This window comes from Avibacterium avium (assembly GCF_900454535.1).
Lineage (GTDB): Bacteria > Pseudomonadota > Gammaproteobacteria > Enterobacterales > Pasteurellaceae > Avibacterium > Avibacterium avium.
In genome coordinates this window covers 949145-969299 of sequence record NZ_UGSP01000001.1, presented here as the reverse complement: position 1 = coordinate 969299, position 20155 = coordinate 949145, and the positions used below count along the sequence as shown (strand labels likewise).

General features: G+C 42.4%; 16 protein-coding genes. 10 read left to right on the top strand and 6 right to left on the bottom strand.

Annotated elements, in window-relative coordinates; translation table 11 throughout:
* The first annotated feature begins 18 nt into the window (after window positions 1-18).
* From apaH to holA, 5 genes are all read left to right on the top strand, one after another.
* A complete protein-coding gene (gene apaH, locus DYC50_RS04875; RefSeq protein ID WP_115249232.1) occupies window positions 19-840 on the top strand; it encodes a bis(5'-nucleosyl)-tetraphosphatase (symmetrical) ApaH in 822 nt (273 codons plus the stop codon).
* Window positions 841-855: 15 nt separating this feature from the next.
* Window positions 856-1476 (top strand): HI_0552 family protein, encoded by a 621-nt coding sequence (locus DYC50_RS04870; protein WP_115250161.1) that lies wholly within the window; start codon window positions 856-858, stop codon window positions 1474-1476.
* 149 nt (window positions 1477-1625) lie between these two features.
* Entirely contained in the window at window positions 1626-4208 is a 2583-nt protein-coding gene (gene leuS, locus DYC50_RS04865; protein WP_115249231.1) for a leucine--tRNA ligase, read from the top strand.
* Window positions 4209-4257: 49 nt separating this feature from the next.
* Window positions 4258-4758, top strand: a complete 501-nt coding sequence (locus DYC50_RS04860) for an LPS-assembly lipoprotein LptE (RefSeq protein WP_103855501.1) — start codon at window positions 4258-4260, stop codon at window positions 4756-4758.
* Window positions 4758-5795 carry a DNA polymerase III subunit delta gene (gene holA / locus DYC50_RS04855; protein ID WP_115249230.1) on the top strand — a complete coding sequence of 346 codons (1038 nt, stop codon included), beginning with the start codon at window positions 4758-4760 and terminating at the stop codon, window positions 5793-5795. The genes DYC50_RS04860 and holA overlap by 1 nt, the downstream gene beginning before the upstream one ends.
* A gap of 86 nt (window positions 5796-5881) precedes the next feature.
* Here holA and dsbB read toward each other — a convergent pair whose 3' ends face one another.
* Together dsbB and nhaB are read right to left on the bottom strand one after the other, a co-directional pair.
* Window positions 5882-6415 carry a disulfide bond formation protein DsbB gene (gene dsbB, locus DYC50_RS04850; RefSeq protein ID WP_115249229.1) on the bottom strand — a complete coding sequence of 178 codons (534 nt, stop codon included), beginning with the start codon at window positions 6413-6415 and terminating at the stop codon, window positions 5882-5884.
* A gap of 12 nt (window positions 6416-6427) precedes the next feature.
* Entirely contained in the window at window positions 6428-7969 is a 1542-nt protein-coding gene (gene nhaB, locus DYC50_RS04845; RefSeq protein ID WP_115249228.1) for a Na(+)/H(+) antiporter NhaB, read from the bottom strand.
* A gap of 132 nt (window positions 7970-8101) precedes the next feature.
* Between nhaB and fadR the strand changes: the two genes are divergently transcribed.
* Entirely contained in the window at window positions 8102-8827 is a 726-nt protein-coding gene (gene fadR / locus DYC50_RS04840; protein ID WP_103855494.1) for a fatty acid metabolism transcriptional regulator FadR, read from the top strand.
* 54 nt (window positions 8828-8881) lie between these two features.
* Here the strand turns inward: fadR and dnaJ are convergent, their stop codons facing one another.
* Both dnaJ and dnaK read right to left on the bottom strand, forming a co-directional pair.
* Window positions 8882-10027 (bottom strand): molecular chaperone DnaJ, encoded by a 1146-nt coding sequence (gene dnaJ / locus DYC50_RS04835; RefSeq protein ID WP_115249227.1) that lies wholly within the window; start codon window positions 10025-10027, stop codon window positions 8882-8884.
* Between the two features lie 68 nt (window positions 10028-10095).
* Window positions 10096-11994: a molecular chaperone DnaK gene (gene dnaK, locus DYC50_RS04830; protein ID WP_115249226.1), complete on the bottom strand. Its 1899-nt coding sequence runs from the start codon at window positions 11992-11994 to the stop codon at window positions 10096-10098.
* 322 nt (window positions 11995-12316) lie between these two features.
* Here dnaK and lolB point away from each other — a divergent pair, with 322 nt between their 5' ends.
* Genes lolB through DYC50_RS04815 form a run of 3 tightly spaced genes read left to right on the top strand, consistent with a single transcriptional unit; the run spans window position 12317 to window position 14838 of the window.
* A complete protein-coding gene (gene lolB, locus DYC50_RS04825; RefSeq protein ID WP_115249225.1) occupies window positions 12317-12946 on the top strand; it encodes a lipoprotein insertase outer membrane protein LolB in 630 nt (209 codons plus the stop codon).
* Window positions 12946-13839, top strand: coding sequence for a 4-(cytidine 5'-diphospho)-2-C-methyl-D-erythritol kinase (gene ispE, locus DYC50_RS04820; RefSeq protein WP_115249224.1), 894 nt, complete (start codon window positions 12946-12948; stop codon window positions 13837-13839). Before lolB ends, ispE begins: the two co-directional genes overlap by 1 nt.
* A 51-nt stretch (window positions 13840-13890) precedes the next feature.
* The gene (locus tag DYC50_RS04815) at window positions 13891-14838 is read left to right on the top strand and encodes a ribose-phosphate pyrophosphokinase (RefSeq protein WP_115249223.1); all 948 of its coding nucleotides are present in this window, start codon (window positions 13891-13893) and stop codon (window positions 14836-14838) included.
* 60 nt (window positions 14839-14898) lie between these two features.
* Here the strand turns inward: DYC50_RS04815 and rdgC are convergent, their stop codons facing one another.
* Together rdgC and gyrA are read right to left on the bottom strand one after the other, a co-directional pair.
* Window positions 14899-15813: a recombination-associated protein RdgC gene (gene rdgC / locus DYC50_RS04810; RefSeq protein ID WP_115249222.1), complete on the bottom strand. Its 915-nt coding sequence runs from the start codon at window positions 15811-15813 to the stop codon at window positions 14899-14901.
* A gap of 76 nt (window positions 15814-15889) precedes the next feature.
* Window positions 15890-18562: a DNA topoisomerase (ATP-hydrolyzing) subunit A gene (gene gyrA / locus DYC50_RS04805; protein ID WP_115249221.1), complete on the bottom strand. Its 2673-nt coding sequence runs from the start codon at window positions 18560-18562 to the stop codon at window positions 15890-15892.
* A gap of 817 nt (window positions 18563-19379) precedes the next feature.
* Here gyrA and ubiG point away from each other — a divergent pair.
* Complete coding sequence (gene ubiG / locus DYC50_RS04800; protein WP_115249220.1) at window positions 19380-20093, top strand: bifunctional 2-polyprenyl-6-hydroxyphenol methylase/3-demethylubiquinol 3-O-methyltransferase UbiG; 714 nt, start codon at window positions 19380-19382, stop codon at window positions 20091-20093.
* Window positions 20094-20155 lie beyond the last annotated feature (62 nt).

The window sequence follows — 20155 nt, the reverse complement described above, 5'->3', positions numbered from 1 at the left end:
CCTTTGATGGAATTTTATATGGCAACCTATTTAGTCGGCGATCTGCAAGGCTGTTATGATGAATTGCACGCTTTGTTGGAAAAAGTAAACTTCGATCCGAGCCAAGATGTGCTTTATTTAGTGGGCGATCTGGTGGCGCGTGGGGATAAATCCCTTGAATGTTTACGTTTAGTCAAATCCCTTGGTAACGCAGCGCACACCGTGCTGGGCAACCACGATTTGCACTTAATTTCCACCGCACTTGGCATAAAAAAAATCAAACCCAAGGATCGCGTGGACGCCATTTTCAACGCCCCTGATTTTCACGAGTTGATTGATTGGCTGCGTCAGCAACCCTTGCTTATTCATAACCAACAAGCAGGATTTTTACTCACTCACGCTGGGATCTCGCCAGATTGGGATCTTGCCACGGCAAAAGCCTGTGCTGCCGAAGTGGAGCAAGTGCTACGCCACGGTGATTATTATGCAATGATCGAACAGATGTATGATAACCAGCCTGATCGCTGGTCGCCTGATTTGCAGGGCATCGATCGCCTACGTTACATTATCAACGTATTTACCCGTATGCGTTTTTGCTATTATGATCATCGCCTTGATTTCGCTTGCAAAGCCCCTGTTGATGAAGCACCTGCGGAGCTAACCCCTTGGTTTCGGCTTAATAATCCCCTATTCAAAACGGAAAATATCGTCTTTGGCCATTGGGCTAGTTTAGTGGATACGCCTACGCCAGCTAATATTTATGCCCTTGATACCGGCTGCGTGTGGGGCAATCGCATGACAATGCTACGCTGGGAAGATAAACAGTATTTTACTCAACCTGCAATGAAACAATACACTTAACCTATGAAAGAAAAACTGATTACTTCTGCCAGTTGCGAGCTGTTCAATCTTCCTTTTTTCCAGTTCGCCCAGATGAAAAAATTCTGCCCAGAGCAAATCCCACAAATTAAAGCGAATTACAAACGGCAATGGAATTTATGGAAAACGGCGATTTTGCAAGTGGCACAACGCCTTGGCCCTCCTTTTGCTGAACCCCATATTGAAAAATGGTGTAACGGTTGGCAAGTGCGAGCGCATTTTTTTGCTTATTTCAAATATGAATTTAACAAAAATTCTGCTGCCATTTTATCGATTATTTTAAATCGCCGCCGTTTACAAGTGAGCCTTGATTGGCATTGCTATCGCGCCGATCGCTCTCAAATCAATGTACAACAATATAACCAATGGTTTGAACAGCTGGATCAAACTCATTATGCCGATTTTGATTTTTGGCGTGGCGATGAAAGCGAATACGCCGATTTCCGCAAAGTGCGGTCGCTTTCTGCGCAGGATTTTTTACTCAACAATGATGACGATTTTTTCTGTATAGGGAAAAATATTGAAAAAGCCGAGTTAGATCACATTGATGCAGTGGAATTTATCGCACAAACCATTCAAGAGTTAGTGCCGTTGTATGAGAAATGCCACCACCAATAAGGGTGGCAATTTTCGCAATAGTTCTATCAATTTTCCCTATTTTACGCTATCCTATACCACATTTTCTTATTCATCTATGCCGCCTAAAATCGCCGTAATAAATGGGCAAAGTGCGGTCAATTTTTTGATAATTTTTTAAAGGTAACATTATGCAAGAACAATATCGCCCTGATTTAATTGAGCCTGAAGTGCAGAAATATTGGGCTGAGAATAAAACATTTAAAGCGGTGCAAGATCCAAGCAAAGAGAAATATTATTGCCTTTCAATGTTCCCCTATCCCTCTGGTCGCTTGCATATGGGACACGTTCGCAACTATACCATTGGTGATGTGATTTCGCGCTATCAGCGAATGAACGGTAAAAATGTGTTACAGCCGATGGGTTGGGACGCATTTGGCTTGCCTGCAGAAGGTGCGGCGGTGAAAAATAAAACCGCTCCAGCAAAATGGACCTATGAAAACATTGAATATATGAAAAATCAGCTCAAAATTTTGGGCTTTGGTTTTGACTGGGATCGTGAAATCGCTACTTGCAAACCTGAATATTACAAATGGGAACAATGGTTCTTTACGGAGCTTTATCGCAAAGGCTTGGTGTATAAAAAAACCTCTAGCGTAAACTGGTGTCCGAATGACGAAACCGTGTTGGCGAACGAGCAAGTCCACGAGGGGTGTTGCTGGCGTTGTGATACGCCAGTGGAACAAAAAGAGATCCCACAATGGTTTATCAAAATTACCGACTATGCCGAGCAATTATTGGGCGGTTTAGATCATCTGCCAGAATGGCCAGATATGGTGAAAACAATGCAACGTAACTGGATTGGCCGTTCGGAAGGGGTGGAAATTACCTTCAATATTGAAAATTCAGAAGAAAGCGTAACGGTTTACACCACCCGCCCAGATACCTTTTATGGCGTATCCTATCTCGCCGTAGCGGCAGGACACCCGCTTGCAGAAAAAGCAGCGAAAAATAACCCCGCACTTGCGCAATTTATCCAAGAATGCAAAAGTACCAAAGTGGCAGAAGCCGAGCTTGCCACAATGGAGAAAAAAGGAATGGCAACGGGCATTCACGCCATTCACCCGATTACAGGAAAATTAGTGCCAGTTTGGGTGGCAAATTTCGTGTTAATGCACTATGGAACAGGTGCGGTGATGGCAGTGCCAGCCCACGATGAGCGTGATTATGAGTTCGCTAAAAAATATGATTTACCGCTTTATCCTGTAATTACACCCGCAGACGGTAGCCCGTTAGATTTATCACAGCAGGCTTACACCGAACACGGTATTTTGATCAATTCAGCAGAATTTGATGGCTTGGATTTTGATGCCGCATTCAATGGCATCGCCGATAAATTAGAAAAAATGGGCGTGGGCAAACGCCAAGTGAATTACCGCTTACGCGACTGGGGTGTTTCTCGTCAGCGTTATTGGGGCGCACCGATCCCAATGCTTACCCTTGAAAATGGCGAGGTTGTACCTGCTCCGTTGCAAGATTTGCCGATTGTATTGCCTGAAGATGTGGTAATGGACGGCGTGCGTAGCCCGATCAAAGCGGATCCAAATTGGGCAAAAACCACTTATAACGGACAACCGGCATTGAAAGAAACCGATACTTTCGACACCTTTATGGAATCTTCGTGGTATTACGCGCGTTACACTTGCCCAGACTTCCACCAAGCAATGCTCAACCCAGAAGAAGCCAATTACTGGCTACCTGTGGATCAATATATCGGTGGGATCGAACACGCTACAATGCACTTGCTTTACTTCCGCTTCTTCCACAAATTATTGCGTGATGCGGGGCTAGTCAGCTCTGATGAGCCAGCGAATAAATTGTTGTGTCAAGGAATGGTGTTGGCAGATGCCTTCTATTACACCAGCGATACCAAGGAGCGTATTTGGGTATCACCAACAAAAGTAACCCTTGAGCGTGATGAGAAAGGACGCATTATCCGTGCCATTGATGATGAAGGACGCGAGTTAGTCCACAGCGGAATGACAAAAATGTCTAAATCGAAAAACAATGGTATTGACCCACAAGAAATGGTGGAAAAATACGGTGCAGATACCGTGCGTTTGTTTATGATGTTTGCCTCCCCTGCGGAAATGACCTTGGAATGGCAAGAATCTGGCGTGGAAGGGGCAAATCGTTTCCTACGCCGTTTATGGAATTTAGTGTTTGAATACAGCAAAAATCCAGCAAAAACTGCGTTAAATCCAACCGCACTTTCAAGCCAACAAAAAGCGCTTCGCCGTGATGTGCATAAAACCATTGCGAAAGTGAGCGATGATATTGGTCGCCGCCAAACCTTTAACACGGCGATTGCAGCGGTAATGGAGTTAATGAACAAATTAACCAAAGCGCCATTGGACGATGAGCAAGATCGCGCGGTAATGGCAGAAGCCTTAAATGCCGTGGTAAGAATGCTTTACCCAATCACCCCACACATTTGTTTCCAATTATGGAAAGAGCTTGGCAACCAAGACGCCATTGACTTCGCCCCTTGGGTGAAAGCCGATGCGCAAGCAATGGTTGATGACGAAAAACTGGTGGTGGTGCAAGTAAACGGTAAAGTGCGCGCGAAAATCACTGTGCCTGCGGATATGGCAGAAGACGCCATTAAAGAAATCGCCCTTGCCGATCCGAATGTACAAAAATTCCTAGACGGTTTAACCATTGTGAAAACCATCTATGTACCAGGTAAGTTATTTAGCTTTGTCGCGAAATAATCCAACCGCTCCACTCATTGAGTGGAGCGAATTATTAAGAGAAAACACTATGTTGAATTTACTTAAAAAATTATGTCTTGTCGGTGCGTTGGCAACGCTCACGGCTTGTGGTTTCCACTTTGAAAATGGTGAATTAATTCCGCAAGAGATGAAAACATTGCGTTTGGAAAGTAGTGATCCTTATGATGCGATGACGATTGCTATGCGCAAGCAGTTGCGAGCCAATAACATTCAGCTTGTTGAGCAAGGTGATGTGGTGGTGTTGCGCTTAAATAATGCTCGCGAGAATAGCGAAGTAGCGTCTATTTTCAAACAGGGGCGTGAGGCGGAAAAAGTGTTGGTGTTGCAAGTAGAGGCCAGTGTTCAGCTTAAAAATAAGCAACGTTATCCAATTAACACGCAAGTAACACGCACTTTCTTTGATAACTCGCGCGCTGCCTTAGCGAAATCTGCCGAGAAAGAAGTGATTTGGAACGATATGCGTGAACAAGCTGCGCGTCAGCTTATCACCAAAATGGTGGCGTTAAAACAACAGGTGAAAAGCCAATAATGCAACGTCTGTTTGCTGATCAGCTGAGTGCCTCGCTAGAGAAAAAATTGGCATCAATTTATTGTCTGGTGGGGCAAGATCCCTTGCTTTTGCAAGAAAGCAAGGATCTCATCTGCGCTGTGGCAAAACAGCAAGGTTTCGATGAAAAAAATGAAATCACGCTGGATAACAGCACCGATTGGATCGCCTTAAACGAACAAGTGCAATCAATGGGCTTGTTTTTCAGCCGTCAAATTTTATTGCTAAATTTTCCTGAAAATCTCACCGCACCTTTACAAAAGCGTTTAGCCGAATTAATTGGCTTATTAAATCAAGACGTGTTGCTTATTCTACAAACAGCAAAGCTCACCAAACCAATGGAAAAACAAGATTGGTTTGTGCAAGCTAATCAGTTTGATGCGCAATTTTCTATCGTTAATTGTCAGACACCAAATATTGAACAGCTCCCCCGTTGGATTGTAGGGCGCAGCAAAGCCTTAGAGATTTTTGTTGAGCCAGACGCAATCCAGCTTTTGTGTTACAGCTACGAAAATAATCTTCTTGCCTTAAAGCAAACCTTACAACTGCTCGCCTTGCTTTATCCTAAGGATAAAATCACCTTATCACGCCTGCAAACCGTGGTGGAGCAATCTTCCGTGTTTACCGTGTTCCAATGGGTAGATGCCTTGCTTGAGGGCAAAAGCCAGCGTGCCAGACGGATTTTAGCCGGCTTGCGCGGTGAAGAAATCCAGCCTGTGATTTTATTGCGTACCTTACAACGCGAGCTAATTACGATTCTAACGCTCACTCAACCGCAACAAGGAATGAGCAATATTGATCAACCGCTTTCTACCGCGAAATTGCGTGAGCAGTTTGATCAACTCAAAATTTGGCAATCACGCCGCCCGCTTTTTCTGCAAGCAATCCAACGCTTAACTTATCGTAAATTATATAAAATCATTCAACAGCTCGCTGAATTAGAACGTATAGTAAAACTTGAATTTAGTGATGATGTGTGGGAAAAATTGGCCGATATTTCTATTCAATTAGCCCATTAAATAAATTCTTCTGTATAGCAAATAAAAAAGTGCGGTGAAAAAATCAGAAATTTTCACCGCACTTTTTATCTTTCAATCACAATAAACTATCTAAAAATATTACGATTTTGCTCTACCCGTTTAAATTGGCTAATTAATAAAACCGACAACAGTAAACTATAAAAGGCGAAAATCACCACAATCCATTGTGCCATTGAGAAGCCTAGGAAAGACCAGCTAATCTCCGAGCAAGATCCCGTTGGATTAAATACATAAGGCAACCAGCGATCTAATGGCAAGGTTTGTGGAAATTCAGCCACATAAGAACATTGATTCCAAGGCCCTGGATAAAGCTGATAATCAACGTGTTTAATGGCTAGCAATAAGCCTTTCACTGCGCTGCCCAAGCCAACCAATAATGCCAATAAACGCAAAATTAATGCGCGCGGATAAAGCAAGCCAATTAATGCTGAAAATGTAATGCCAAACAAGGCGACTCGTTCGTAAATACACATTACGCAAGGGGCCAACCCCATTCCGTGTTGAAAATAAAGTGCGGTGCTTTCTAACGCAATTGTTGAGATCAATAAAAGCAACCAACCGCCACGATTGAGTGATAACTGTTTGAAATATTTCAGCATTGGGAATCCTTCTTATACTGGCGTAATTAATCCAATTTGTGCTAAAAGTTGTGTCATTGCTGGCAATAAAAATTCTACCGCAAATAACCCCACTAAAGATAACACAATTGTATAAGGTAGCGCCATATAAACCATTCTTCCGTAAGACAAACGAATTAACGGCGCAAGTGAAGAAGTCAGCAAGAATAAAAATGCCGCTTGCCCATTTGGTGTTGCCACTGATGGCAAGTTTGTCCCTGTGTTGATGGCGACAGCAATTAATTCAAATTGATGTGGCGAAATAATCTGTTGTTCTAAAGCAGCTTTTGCTTCGTTAATATAAACCGTTGCCACAAATACATTATCAGAAATCGCGGATAACACCCCATTGAAAACATAGAACAGCATTAATTGCACATCTTCGGAAGCAGAAAGCACAAGATCAATGATAGGCGCAAACAGATGCTGATCCACAATCACCGCCACCACTGAGAAGAACACCACCAACAATGCGGTGAATGGCAAGGATTCTTCAAAGGCTTTACCGAGTGCGTGTTCACTGGTAATACCGCAAGCTGATGTACATAAAATAATGACACTTAACCCAATTAGGCCGACTGCGGCCAAATGGAACGCTAAGCCAACCACTAACCATACGCCCACCAAGGCTTGGACTACCAATTTTACGCGTTCTTGATTGTTCATTTTGAGCTGGCGGTTACGGTCAAATTTAGCCAGTACGCCCCACACTTTACGCGGAAGTTTCGCACCATAACCAAATAAGCGGAATTTTTCCACCACAAGGCAAGTTAATGCGCCACAAATTAAAATTGGCACGGTAACTGGTGTCATACGGAAAAAGAATTCGCCAAAGCCCCATTTTGCTTGTTCAGCAATGATCAGATTTTGTGGCTCGCCGACCATTGTCATCACGCCGCCTAATGCCGTTCCCACGGCTGCGTGCATCATTAAGCTACGCAAAAAGGCACGAAACTCTTCCAAAGTTTCACGGCTATTGCCAATGTGTTTGTCATCATTAATGTCATCAGAATCATCAAATTGTTTGCCCGATGCCACTTTATGATACACACCGTAAAATCCCATTCCCACGCTAATAATCACCGCCACCACGGTTAAGGCATCTAAAAATGCGGAAAGAAATGCCGCACTTAAGCTAAATGAAAGGGATAGCACCAATTTGGAACGAATGTTGAGTAACAGCTTGGTAAAAATAAAAAGGAGCAGCTGTTTCATAAAATAAATGCCCGCCACCATAAACATTAACAGCAAAATTACTTCAAAATTTGCCATAATTTCTTCTTTAACGTGTTCGGGGTGAGTCATTCCAATCATCACAGCTTCAATGGCTAACAGCCCGCCGGGTTGTAATGGATAACATTTCAACGCCATTGCAAGCGTTAAAATAAACTCCGCAACCAACACCCAGCCCGCAATAAATGGGCTAACACAAAAAAACAAAATCGGATTTAAAACTAAAAATCCGACTATTGCCAGTTTGTACCAATCAGGACTTGAACCAAGAAAATTTTTCAGAAATGCTTGAGAATAGTTCATATTACGACCTTTACTTTAAAACGAAAAAATATAACTGTGCTAATTGTAATATATCCACCTTTCAAGGATAATAACAAATCTCTATTTTGTTATCTATATCACAAATTTTTCAACAAATAATTGCGCAAAAGTATGAATAATCATCAGTCGCTTCTTAAAGCCCAAAGCCCAGCGGGATTAGCTGAGGAATATATTGTAAAAAGCATTTGGAATAACCATTTTCCACCGGGTTCTGATCTACCAGCAGAACGGGAATTAGCAGAAAAAATCGGGGTAACCAGAACGACATTGCGAGAAGTGTTGCAACGCCTTGCCCGTGATGGCTGGTTAAGCATTCAACACGGCAAGCCAACCCGCGTGAATAATGTATGGGAAACCGCTGGGCCGAACATTATCAGCACGCTGATTCAGCTTGATAAATCCACCATTCCTGTGATCATAACCAATGTAGTATCTTTGCGCACTCGAATGGGTGAACATTATATCCCAGAAGCCATTCAAACCGATCCTGCCGCTTCATTAAAATTATTTGAAAACCTACCGCACTTGGCCGACACCCCACAAGCCTACGCAGAATTTGACTATAATTTATACCGTTCTTTTACCTTTGTGGCGAACAAACCCGTCTATGGCTTAATTCTAAATAGCTTTAAAGATCTCTATCACCAAGTGGCATCGTTATTCTTTTCTGAAGCTAAATCACGCCAATTCACTATGCAATTTTACCAAGCCCTACGCCAGAGCTGCGAACAAGGCAATGTTGAACTTGCCATTCAATGCCTAGCAGAAAACCGCGAACGCAGCAGCAGCATTTGGAAAGCGATGTTGCATCATTTGCCGGCGGATTTTGGGGAGTAAACTCAAAGCATAAAAAAACAGCTATTCCTAAGAATAGCTGTTTTATTTGTGTGGTTATTTGCCTAAATTATCAAAGAATTTTTTCACACCGTCAAAGAAACTTGAAGATTTCGGGCGGTGTTTTTTCTTACCACTTTCAAGGCTTTCTTCAAATTTTCTTAATAACTCTTTCTGTTCAGCATTGAGTTTCACTGGGGTTTCTACAATTACTTTACAGATGAGATCCCCTGTATGCCCTGTTCTCACTGACTGAATACCTTTGCCACGTAAACGCAATAATTTACCTGTTTGGGTTTCTGCAGGAATTTTCACTTTTAAGCGACCATCAAGGGTTGGCACTTCAATTTCGCCCCCTAATGCCGCCATCGTAAAGCTAATTGGCACTTCACAATATAAATTATTGCCATCGCGCTCAAAAATGTGGTGTGGTCTAACGTGAATCACCACATATAAATCCCCCGCTGGCGCGCCAAACTCGCCTGCTGCACCTTCACCGGCTAAGCGTAATTGGTTGCCGGTATCCACGCCTGCTGGAATGGTAACGGAAAGATTTTTCTTCTTGTAAACGCGTCCTTCACCGTGGCATTTTTTACACGGATTTTCAATTTTTTTACCTGTGCCGTGGCAAGTTGGACACACATCTTCCGTCACAAAGAAACCACGTTGATGACGTACTCGTCCCGCACCGTGACAGGTTGGACAGGTTTCCACTTTAGAATCTTTTTCGGCCCCAGTGCCGTGGCAATGATCACATTCTGCCAAGGTATCAAACTGAATTTCTTTTTTCGTTCCACGAACCGCTTCTTCTAGGGTAATTTCGATGTCGTAGCGTAAATCTTCACCGCGCACAACACGCTGTTGGCGTGAGCGACCACCACCGAAAATATCGCCAAACATATCACCAAAAATATCGCCAAAATCAGCACCGCTGAAGCCACCAAAACCGCCGCCAGCACCGCCACCAAATCCACCTTGTTCAAAGGCTTGGTGTCCATATTGATCGTAAGCAGCACGTTTTTCTTTATCACCTAGAATTTCATAGGCTTCTTGCACTTCTTTGAATTTCTCGGCAGCCTCTTTATCCCCTTGATTGCGGTCGGGGTGTAATTTCATTGCAAGGCGTTTGTAGGCTTTTTTAATTGCTTTTTCATCTGCACCACGTTCAACGCCAAGCACTTCATAATAATCTCGTTTTGCCATTTTTATCCTATTTTTTATACGCTAAAAGGGCATATTGCTATGCCCTTTGGATTATTGTTGAATGTGAATTATTTATTGTCTTTCACTTCTTCAAACTCAGCATCTACCACATCATCACCGTTGTTTTGTTGTGGTTGTTCACCGCTTTGAGCTTGTTGTGCTGTGGCTTGCATTAATTTTTGTGATGCTTCCACTAACGCTTTGGTTTTCGCTTCGATTTCAGCTTTGTCTTCACCTTTCGCTGCAGTTTCAAGTTCGCTCACGGCTTTTTCAATTTGGGCTTTATCATCAGCAGATAATTGATCGCCAACTTCACCTAATTGTTTGCGTGTGCTGTGAACAAGATGATCAGCTTGGTTACGCGCTTGAACTAATTCTTCAAATTTACGGTCAGCTTCTGCATTAGCTTCTGCATCACGCACCATTTGTTGGATTTCATCTTCGCTTAAACCAGATGAAGCTTTAATAGTAATTTGTTGTTCTTTACCTGTACCTTTATCTTTCGCTGAAACGTGGATAATACCGTCCGCGTCAATATCAAAAGTCACTTCAATTTGTGGCATACCGCGTGGTGCTGGGTTGATGCCTTCTAGGTTAAATTGACCTAGTGATTTGTTAGCAGACGCTTGTTTACGCTCACCTTGTAACACGTGAATGGTTACTGCACTTTGGTTATCTTCAGCGGTTGAGAACACTTGTGATTTCTTCGTTGGAATCGTTGTGTTTTTCTCAATTAGGGTAGTCATCACGCCACCCATTGTTTCGATACCTAATGAAAGCGGTGTTACATCTAATAACAATACGTCTTTCACATCACCTGCTAATACACCACCTTGAATTGCCGCACCGATTGCAACAGCTTCATCAGGGTTCACATCTTTACGAGGCTCTTTGCCAAAGAACTCAGCCACTTTTTGTTGTACTAATGGCATACGAGTTTGACCACCTACTAAGATCACGTCATCAATGTCTGATACGCTTAAACCTGCATCTTTCAATGCCACTTTCACAGGCTCTAATGAGCGTGCTACTAAATCTTCTACTAAGGCTTCTAATTTCGCACGAGTTAATTTAATGTTTAAGTGTTTTGGCCCTGTTGCATCTGCAGTGATGTAAGGTAAGTTCACATCAGTTTGTTGCGCTGAAGAAAGTTCGATTTTCGCTTTCTCTGCTGCTTCTTTCAAACGTTGCATTGCAAGTGGGTCGTTGCGTAAATCAACGCCTTGCTCTTTTTTGAACTCATCAACTAAGTAGTTAATTATACGGTTATCGAAGTCTTCACCACCTAAGTGAGTATCACCATTGGTTGCTAACACTTCAAAAGTTTTTTCGCCATCTACTTCATCAATTTCGATGATAGATAAGTCAAATGTACCACCACCTAAGTCATATACTGCGATAGTGTGGTTGCCTTTACCTTTGTCTAAACCATAAGCAAGCGCTGCTGCTGTTGGTTCGTTAATAATACGTTTAACATCTAAACCTGCAATGCGGCCTGCATCTTTGGTTGCTTGACGTTGTGCATCGTTGAAGTAAGCAGGTACAGTAATTACCGCTTCAGTTACTGGCTCACCTAAGAAATCTTCTGCTGTTTTCTTCATTTTTTTCAACACTTCAGCAGAAATTTGCGGTGGTGCCATTTTTTCATCTTTCACTTCAACCCACGCATCGCCGTTGTCTGCTTTCACAATGCTAAATGGCATAATATTTACATCGCGTTGTACTTCTTGATCTTCAAAACGGCGACCGATTAAACGTTTGATTGCAAATAATGTATTTTTTGGATTTGTTACTGCTTGACGTTTCGCAGGCTGACCTACTAAGGTTTCGCCATCATTTGTATAAGCAATAATTGACGGAGTTGTACGATCCCCTTCCGCATTCTCAATAACACGCGGTTTGTCGCCGTCCATTACAGCCACACAAGAGTTTGTTGTACCTAAGTCAATACCAATAATTTTTCCCATAATATGTTTTCTCCTAATAAAATTCGATTAATTCGTTTACGATTGATTAAATTGGGCTGGCTTTAAAAATTTCAAGTGCAATGTTGCAAATTTTTTTGCATTTTTTCACACAGGAATAACATTCAAAGTGCGGTGGAAAATTTCCACATTTTTCAGCCCAACTCATTGATGGAAGTAAAATGTTGGCTGAAAGAGAAATTTCAAGGGGAAAAATGAAAAAAATTTTACTTTTTTGTAAAAAAATGCGAAATCCCTTTCTCAGCCTTTACTCACCTCGTACAAGCCCGTAAAATACAGGCAAATTTTTTACCCTTGTGAACCAATGAAATTGTTAAAAACCCTTTTTATTCCTTTATTTATCAGCTTGTTGCTAGCAGGCTGCGCCCTTGATATTGATGATAACCGCCCAGCCAATGTGCAATATATAGAAAAAAACGACCGCACTTGGCAGCAACATTTACAACAAATTCAACAAATTAGCGCTTATCAAGCAGAAGGACAAATTGGCTATATCAGCGCCAAACAGCGTTTTTCTACCGCCTTTGATTGGCAATATCAAAACCCGAAAGCCTATACACTGGTGCTTTCTTCAGCCTTAAGTAGTTCCAAACTCACCTTTAAAATGCACGCGCAAGGTTTAACCATTTCAGATGAAAAAGGACGCCAGCGCTCCGCTAAAGATGCCCAAGCGTTATTGCGCGAAATTATCGGAATGGATATTCCGCTCACCCAGCTGGCCACTTGGTTGAAAGGCGAACCAAATAATCAACAGGATTACAATGTGGGTGAGAACCATTTGCTCGCCAACTTTACTTATACCGTCAATGGTGAGCAATGGACGGTGGATTATTTGAATTATCATCAAGACCGCTCCCCTGCGCTACCACGGGATATTTTGCTAAAAAATGACGCACAAACCCTGAAAATTCGCGTTAATCATTGGAAATACTAATGAAAAATTATCATTTTTCCACCGCACTTTTTGTTCCGCCGAAAAATGGACGCTACCGTTTTCCTAGCCCAGCAAAATTAAATTTGTTTCTTTATATTAATGGACGCTTGGAAAATGGCTATCACGAATTGCAAACCTTGTTCCAATTTTTAGATTTTGGCGATTGGCTGCAAATTGACGTGCGGGACGATTCACAAATCATTCTTTCTCCAGAAATTCCCCATTTAAAACAAGAAGATAACCTAATTTATCGCGCAGCGCGTTTACTCCAACAGCACACAGGTTGCCAGCTTGGGGCAAATATTCATTTAGATAAAATCTTGCCTATGGGCGGCGGAGTTGGTGGTGGCTCATCAAATGCGGCTACCACACTTGTTGCCCTTAATTCTTTGTGGAAAACGCAATGTTCCCTTGAAGAATTGGCTCAGTTAGGGTTACAGCTAGGCGCTGACGTGCCTATTTTTGTTCACGGCAAAGCCGCATTTGCAGAAGGCGTGGGGGAAAAAATTCACGATTGTAATCCTGCTGAAAAATGGTATGTGGTGCTAAAACCTAACGTTTCCATTTCAACAGGACGCATTTTTCAAGATCCCAATTTGCCACGCAATACCCCGAAAAAACCACTTTCACAACTTTTAGCTGAAAATTATACAAACGATTGCGAAAAAATTGTGCGAGATCATTATCCAGAGGTTGAAGAACTGCTGGGCTGGTTGTTACAATATGCACCCGCAAGATTAACGGGAACAGGGGCTTGTGTTTTCGCAGAATTTGACGATGCTCAATCTGCTCAAGCGGTATTTCTAAATAAGCCAAAAGACTGTTTTGGTTTTGTTGCAAAGGGGCTAAATGTTTCACCATTACACCAAATGATGGAGCATTTATTCCAATGAGATCAATATTTTACACATTCTTCCATCTAAAATTCTGAGGTTAATTTTACAATGCCTGACATAAAACTTTTCGCTGGTAATGCAACGCCAGAACTAGCAAAACGAATTTCTGAACGCTTATACCTTTCTCTCGGTGATGCCACCGTGGGACGCTTTAGCGATGGTGAAATTCAAGTGCAGATCAATGAAAACGTGCGTGGTAGCGATGTTTTCATTATTCAATCAACCTGCGCGCCAACAAATGACAACCTAATGGAATTACTTGTGATGGTTGATGCTTTACGCCGTGCATCAGCAGGTCGTATCACTGCGGTAATCCCTTATTTCGGCTATGCTCGCCAAGATCGCCGTGTGCGCTCTGCGCGTGTACCTATCACAGCAAAAGTGGTGGCGGATTTCTTATCAAGCGTAGGGGTAGATCGTGTTTTAACCTGTGATCTTCACGCTGAGCAAATTCAAGGTTTCTTTGATGTTCCTGTGGATAACGTATTTGGTTCTCCAGTATTAATTCACGATATTTTAAAGAAAACCGATCTTGAAAATCCAATCGTGGTTTCTCCTGATATTGGCGGTGTGGTTCGCGCTCGTGCAGTGGCAAAATTACTCAACGATACCGATATGGCAATCATTGACAAACGCCGTCCAAAAGCCAATGTATCGCAAGTTATGCACATTATTGGTGATGTAGCTGGACGCGATTGTATCCTTGTTGATGATATGATCGACACGGGCGGAACGCTATGCAAAGCGGCAGAAGCGTTAAAAGAACGTGGCGCAAGACGCGTTTTTGCTTATGCAACTCACGCCGTATTCTCAGGCTCAGCGGCAAAAAATCTTGCCAGCGATGCCCTTGATGAAATTGTAGTTACAGACACCATTCCACTTACCCCAGAAATCAAAGCCTTGGGCAAAGTGCGTGTGCTTACACTTTCAGGAATGTTAGCTGAGGCAATTCGCCGTATCAGCAATGAAGAATCCATTTCTGCAATGTTTAATTAATCTAATAATAAAAGGGCTTAAAATCATTTTTAAGCCCTTTTATTTTGAAAACAAGAAAAATTACAACCGCTCTTTTTCCCCGCCAAAATCATCGAGTAAGTTTTCGGTGAGATGTGAAAGAATTCCTGTCATTAGGACAAAATCTGCATCAAAGCGCTGGGCGACATCTTCTTTCAAAATATCGTCATTTTTCTCCCGCACTTCATCTGCAAATTTCAAGCGTTTTAACGTGCCATCTTCGTTTAATACAAAAGACAAATACCCTTCCCATTCAAGTGCCAGTTGCGTAATGGTTTTACCGGCCTGCAAAAGTGAAAGAATTTCTTCTGCATCAAGAGCTTGCTGTTTACAACGAATCACGGCGTTATCCTGACTGCCGCGCAATTCAGCATCTTCCAAAGGAATTAACCAAGCTGGCGTGGCATTTTCACTTACCCAATGGCTCATTACGATACTTGGCTCATTGGCAAAAGCGAGTGGAACAACAGGTAATGAACCTAAAGATTTACGCAATAAAGCAAGGGAATCTTCCGCACGCTTGCTTGATGCTGCATCAACATAAATAAGCTGTTTATCACTATCAATCCAAATCGCGGTTTGCTGATATTTGCTAAACGCACGCGGAAGTAACATTGCCACCACATCATCTTTCAGCGCCTGTTTTTCCACTTTCTTTAATTTGCGATTTTCTTTTTGTTCTAACTCATTAATTCGTTGCTCTAATTCACGCTTAACCACTTGCGCAGGAAGGATTTTTTCTTCTTTTTTGGCCAATAATAAAATCTGCTTACCCACAGAAAAATGCAATAATTCACTGGTTTTCAATGGCGAAACCCAGCCAAATTTTTGCATATCACCTTGTCCACAAGGGTAAAATTGCCCCTGTTCTAATTGAGTCTGTAAATATTCCGCTGACCAGTCCAACGGTTTGGTTAAGCGGTAAATCATTAGATTTTTAAAAAATTGATATGCCATAATGCGTTATCTCTTTTATACCATCTCTACAAAATAAGCTACCCGCAGGTAGCTTATTAATTTTAATCGTGATCAATTATTCCGTTGTGGTTTCAACATTGATCTCAACGCTTTCACCTTCAACATCGCTCTCTTCATCGTCCACATCACAAACACGCTCAAGGCTTACCACTTGCTCGTCTTCGGCGGTGCGAATTAAGCGAACCCCTTGGGTGTTTCGTCCAACAATGCTCACTTCGCTAACACGGGTTCTTACTAAGGTTCCCGCATCGGTAATCAGCATAATTTGGTCATTTTCTTCCACTTGGGTTGCGGCAACCACTTTACCGTTACGCTCGCTCACCTTGATAGAAATCACCCCTTTGGTGTTGCGTGATTTAGTTGGGTACTCCGCTAAATCGGTACGTTTACCATAACCGTTTTGCGTTGCGGTAAGGATTGCGCCGTTATCTTTCGGGATCACCAGCGACACCACTTTGTCGATATTCAGATCAAGGGTTTCTTCGCTGTTATCGTCAGAAATTTCTTCAATTTCCACCGCACTTTCATCTTCCACTAGATCGTTAGTTAGGGCTAATTTAATGCCGCGCACCCCTGTTGCGGTTCGTCCCATTGGGCGCACAGCGCTTTCTGCAAAACGTACTACGCGTCCTTGTGATGAGAACAGCATAATCTCGTTTGAACCGTCTGTAATATCCACGCCAATGAGTTCATCTTCATCACGCAAGTTAAGGGCAATAATCCCGTTTGAACGTGGACGGCTGAATTCAGTTAGGGCGATTTTTTTCACCATACCGCCTGCGGTTGCCATCACCACAAATTTATTTTCTTCATAAGCAGAAATTGGCAAGATTGCGGTAATACGCTCGTTTTCATCTAATGGCAGAATATTCACGATTGGACGACCACGTGCGCCACGGCTGGCTTGCGGTAATTGATACACTTTGAGCCAGTATAAACGTCCACGGCTAGAGAAACATAAAATCGTATCGTGGGTGTTGGCAACCAGTAATTTTTCGATGAAATCTTCTTCTTTCATCTTGGTTGCAGATTTACCTTTACCGCCACGGCGTTGTGCTTCGTAATCGGTAAGTGGTTGATATTTCACATAACCTTCGTGAGAAAGGGTTACCACCACATCTTCTTGTGCGATTAAATCTTCTAAATTAATATCGCCTGACGCCATTGTGATTTCAGTGCGGCGTTCATCGTTAAATTCCGCTTTAACGCGTTCTAATTCTTCACAAACCACTTCTCTTAAGCGTTCAGTGTTATTTAAAATGCGTAATAATTCGCCAATTTCGACCAAGATTTGTTGGTATTCGGTAACGATTTTTTCGTGTTCTAAGCCTGTTAGGCGTTGTAAACGTAAATCTAAAATAGCGCGGGCTTGTTCTTCAGAAAGGTAATATAGCCCATCACGCACACCAAATTCTGGCGCAAGATCTTCAGGGCGAGAGGCATTCATTCCCGCCGCTTCTAACATTCCACTCACGTTGCCTAGATCCCAACCGCGTGCAAGCAAGGCTTCACGGGCTTCATCACCAGTTTTTGACGCACGAATTAATTCAATAACTGGATCGATATTGGCTAAGGCAATGGCTAAACCTTCTAAAATATGCGCACGTTCACGGGCTTTACGCAGTTCAAACACTGTACGGCGAGTTACCACTTCACGGCGGTGCTTCACAAAGGCTTCAATAATTTGTTTTAAATTGAATAATTTCGGCTGACCGTGATCCAACGCCACCATATTGATACCAAAGGTCACTTGCATTTGGGTGAGCGCATAAAGGTTGTTCAACACCACTTCGCCCACAGAATCGCGTTTCACTTCAATTTCAATACGGAAACCTTCTTTATTGGATACATCAAGTACGTTGCTGATGCCTTCGATTTTTTTATCACGCACCAGCTCGGCGATTTTTTCCACCAATTTCGCTTTGTTTACTTGATAAGGAATTTCCGTCACGATAATGGTTTCGCGGCCTTTTTCGCTGGTTTCAATTTCTGCTTTGGCACGCACATAAACCTTGCCACGCCCTGTTTTATAGGCATCTTCAATGCCTTTGCGGCCATTAATTAACGCAGCTGTTGGGAAATCTGGGCCGGGAATAAATTGCATTAATTCATCAATGGTGATGTCTTCGTTGTCTAAATAAGCCAAACAACCATCTAACACTTCACCTAAATTATGTGGGGGAATATTGGTTGCCATACCCACCGCAATCCCCGATGAGCCATTGACTAACAAGGCTGGAATTTTGGTTGGCAACACATCAGGGATCATTTCTTTGCCATCATAGTTTGGCGAGAAATCCACGGTTTCTTTGTCTAAATCCGTTAATAATTCCTGCGTGATCTTTTGCATACGCACTTCGGTATAACGCATTGCCGCTGGCGCATCACCATCTACTGAACCGAAGTTACCTTGACCGTCCACCAACATATAACGCAATGAAAACGGCTGCGCCATACGTACAATGGTGTCATAAACGGCGCTATCTCCGTGCGGGTGATATTTACCGATTACATCACCCACCACACGGGCAGATTTTACATAGGCTTTATTATAGGTAATGCCACTTTGATCCATTGAATATAAAACACGGCGGTGTACTGGCTTTAGCCCATCACGCACATCAGGCAACGCACGCCCAACAATCACCGACATTGCGTAGTCAAGATAGGAAGATTTCAGCTCTTCCTCAATACTCACAGGGGTAACGTTTGAAACCAAATTCGTCATTTGAAATATTCCCTAATTACATAAAAAATTAGGCGAGATTGTAGCATAATTTCAATAATATCTCTAATCTAATAAAGATTGTTATGGCGTAAATTTGCTTTTTTCTTTGGGATAAATAACGGGTTTCGCCGTTGGCGACTTCCTTTCTTTTGCGTTCCCCAAAAGAAAGGAAGCAAAGAAAAGGGAACCCCGATCAAACCGCTTTTTCCTCATTCCTATAAAATTTTCTTGACGAAAAGTAAGCCCATACTCGCTACGCTGCGTTCAGGCGTTACTTTTCTAAAAATTTTATCTCCATTCGGGCGGTTTGGACGGGGAATAGGGTTAGGGCGAATTTTAAAGTGCGGTGGGAATTTTGGGATTTTTAGAAAGTGCAAAGAAAATTCCCTTATCTCAGCCACAGCGTGGCTGTGTTATCTAACCACCTACGGCTCGTAGGTGGTAAAGTTAAGAACAAATCTCCCCTAACCCCTCTTTGCTAAAGAGGGGGATTGGTAGGTGCAACCTATTGAAAGCGTATTATCATCTCCCGTGTAAATTGCCTTCACTTTTAACAAATTTTTAGAAAAGTAACGCCTGAACGCAGCGTAGCGAGTATGGGCTTACTTTTCGTTAAGAAAATTTGTTAAAAATGAAGATCAGCAATTTAGTCGGTTTTTTTCTTTGCCTACTTTCTTTTGAGCAAGCAAAAGAAAGTGGGTCGCTCAACGAGCGAAACTCGTTATTAATCACAAAGAAAAAAGAAATTTACCCTAGAATAAAAAAGATAGAAAATTTACGCTAAAATAATAAAAACCAAAAATAAGAGAACAACCTAATGCAAAACATCGACCAACAAGAACTCGAAAAATTTGAAAAAATGGCTAACACTTGGTGGGATCCTGAAGGGGATTTCAAGCCGATTCACCGTTTAAATCCAGTGCGTTTAGACTATATTTGTCAGCACGCGGAGGGATTGTTTGGCAAAAATGTGCTAGATGTGGGCTGCGGAGGCGGTATTTTAGCGGAAGCAATGGCAAAACAAGGGGCGCAAGTAACAGGTATTGATATGACCACCGCGCCCCTTGAAGTAGCGAAATTACACGCACAAGAAAGCGGTTTAAGCATTGATTATCAACAAACCACAGTAGAAAATTTTCTGCAAAAACACACCGCACTTGGTGGGGAAAAATTTGACGTGATCACCTGTATGGAAATGCTAGAACACGTTCCCGATCCCAGTTCGATCATCAATGCCTGCAAAGCCTTGTTAAAACCCGATGGCGTGCTATTTTTTTCCACCATTAATCGCACCTTGAAAGCTTGGGCTTTAGTGATCATCGGTGCGGAATATGTATTAAAAATGCTACCAAAAGGCACGCACGATTACGAAAAATTTATCAAGCCTGCTGAACTTTTGGCGTGGACGGACGAAGCAAAGTTAGAATGTGTGAATATGGTGGGCTATCACTATAATCCACTAACAGGAACATTTAAATTAAATCAGGACGTAAGCGCTAATTATATGGCTACCTTTAAAGGGGTAAAATAATGGATATATCCTATTCATAAGAACTTTCTTATTATCCTAATGACAAAGCTTAGGATTATTTA

Excerpts from the sequence above, each read along its gene's own strand:
- apaH (WP_115249232.1), top strand. The coding sequence starts at position 19 with ATGGCAACCTATTTAGTCGGCGATCTGCAAGGCTGTTATGATGAATTG.
- leuS (WP_115249231.1), top strand. The coding sequence starts at position 1,626 with ATGCAAGAACAATATCGCCCTGATTTAATTGAGCCTGAAGTGCAGAAA.
- DYC50_RS04860 (WP_103855501.1), top strand. The coding sequence starts at position 4,258 with ATGTTGAATTTACTTAAAAAATTATGTCTTGTCGGTGCGTTGGCAACG.
- holA (WP_115249230.1), top strand. The coding sequence starts at position 4,758 with ATGCAACGTCTGTTTGCTGATCAGCTGAGTGCCTCGCTAGAGAAAAAA.
- dsbB (WP_115249229.1), bottom strand. The coding sequence starts at position 6,415 with ATGCTGAAATATTTCAAACAGTTATCACTCAATCGTGGCGGTTGGTTG.
- nhaB (WP_115249228.1), bottom strand. The coding sequence starts at position 7,969 with ATGAACTATTCTCAAGCATTTCTGAAAAATTTTCTTGGTTCAAGTCCT.
- fadR (WP_103855494.1), top strand. The coding sequence starts at position 8,102 with ATGAATAATCATCAGTCGCTTCTTAAAGCCCAAAGCCCAGCGGGATTA.
- dnaJ (WP_115249227.1), bottom strand. The coding sequence starts at position 10,027 with ATGGCAAAACGAGATTATTATGAAGTGCTTGGCGTTGAACGTGGTGCA.
- dnaK (WP_115249226.1), bottom strand. The coding sequence starts at position 11,994 with ATGGGAAAAATTATTGGTATTGACTTAGGTACAACAAACTCTTGTGTG.
- lolB (WP_115249225.1), top strand. The coding sequence starts at position 12,317 with ATGAAATTGTTAAAAACCCTTTTTATTCCTTTATTTATCAGCTTGTTG.
- ispE (WP_115249224.1), top strand. The coding sequence starts at position 12,946 with ATGAAAAATTATCATTTTTCCACCGCACTTTTTGTTCCGCCGAAAAAT.
- DYC50_RS04815 (WP_115249223.1), top strand. The coding sequence starts at position 13,891 with ATGCCTGACATAAAACTTTTCGCTGGTAATGCAACGCCAGAACTAGCA.
- rdgC (WP_115249222.1), bottom strand. The coding sequence starts at position 15,813 with ATGGCATATCAATTTTTTAAAAATCTAATGATTTACCGCTTAACCAAA.
- gyrA (WP_115249221.1), bottom strand. The coding sequence starts at position 18,562 with ATGACGAATTTGGTTTCAAACGTTACCCCTGTGAGTATTGAGGAAGAG.
- ubiG (WP_115249220.1), top strand. The coding sequence starts at position 19,380 with ATGCAAAACATCGACCAACAAGAACTCGAAAAATTTGAAAAAATGGCT.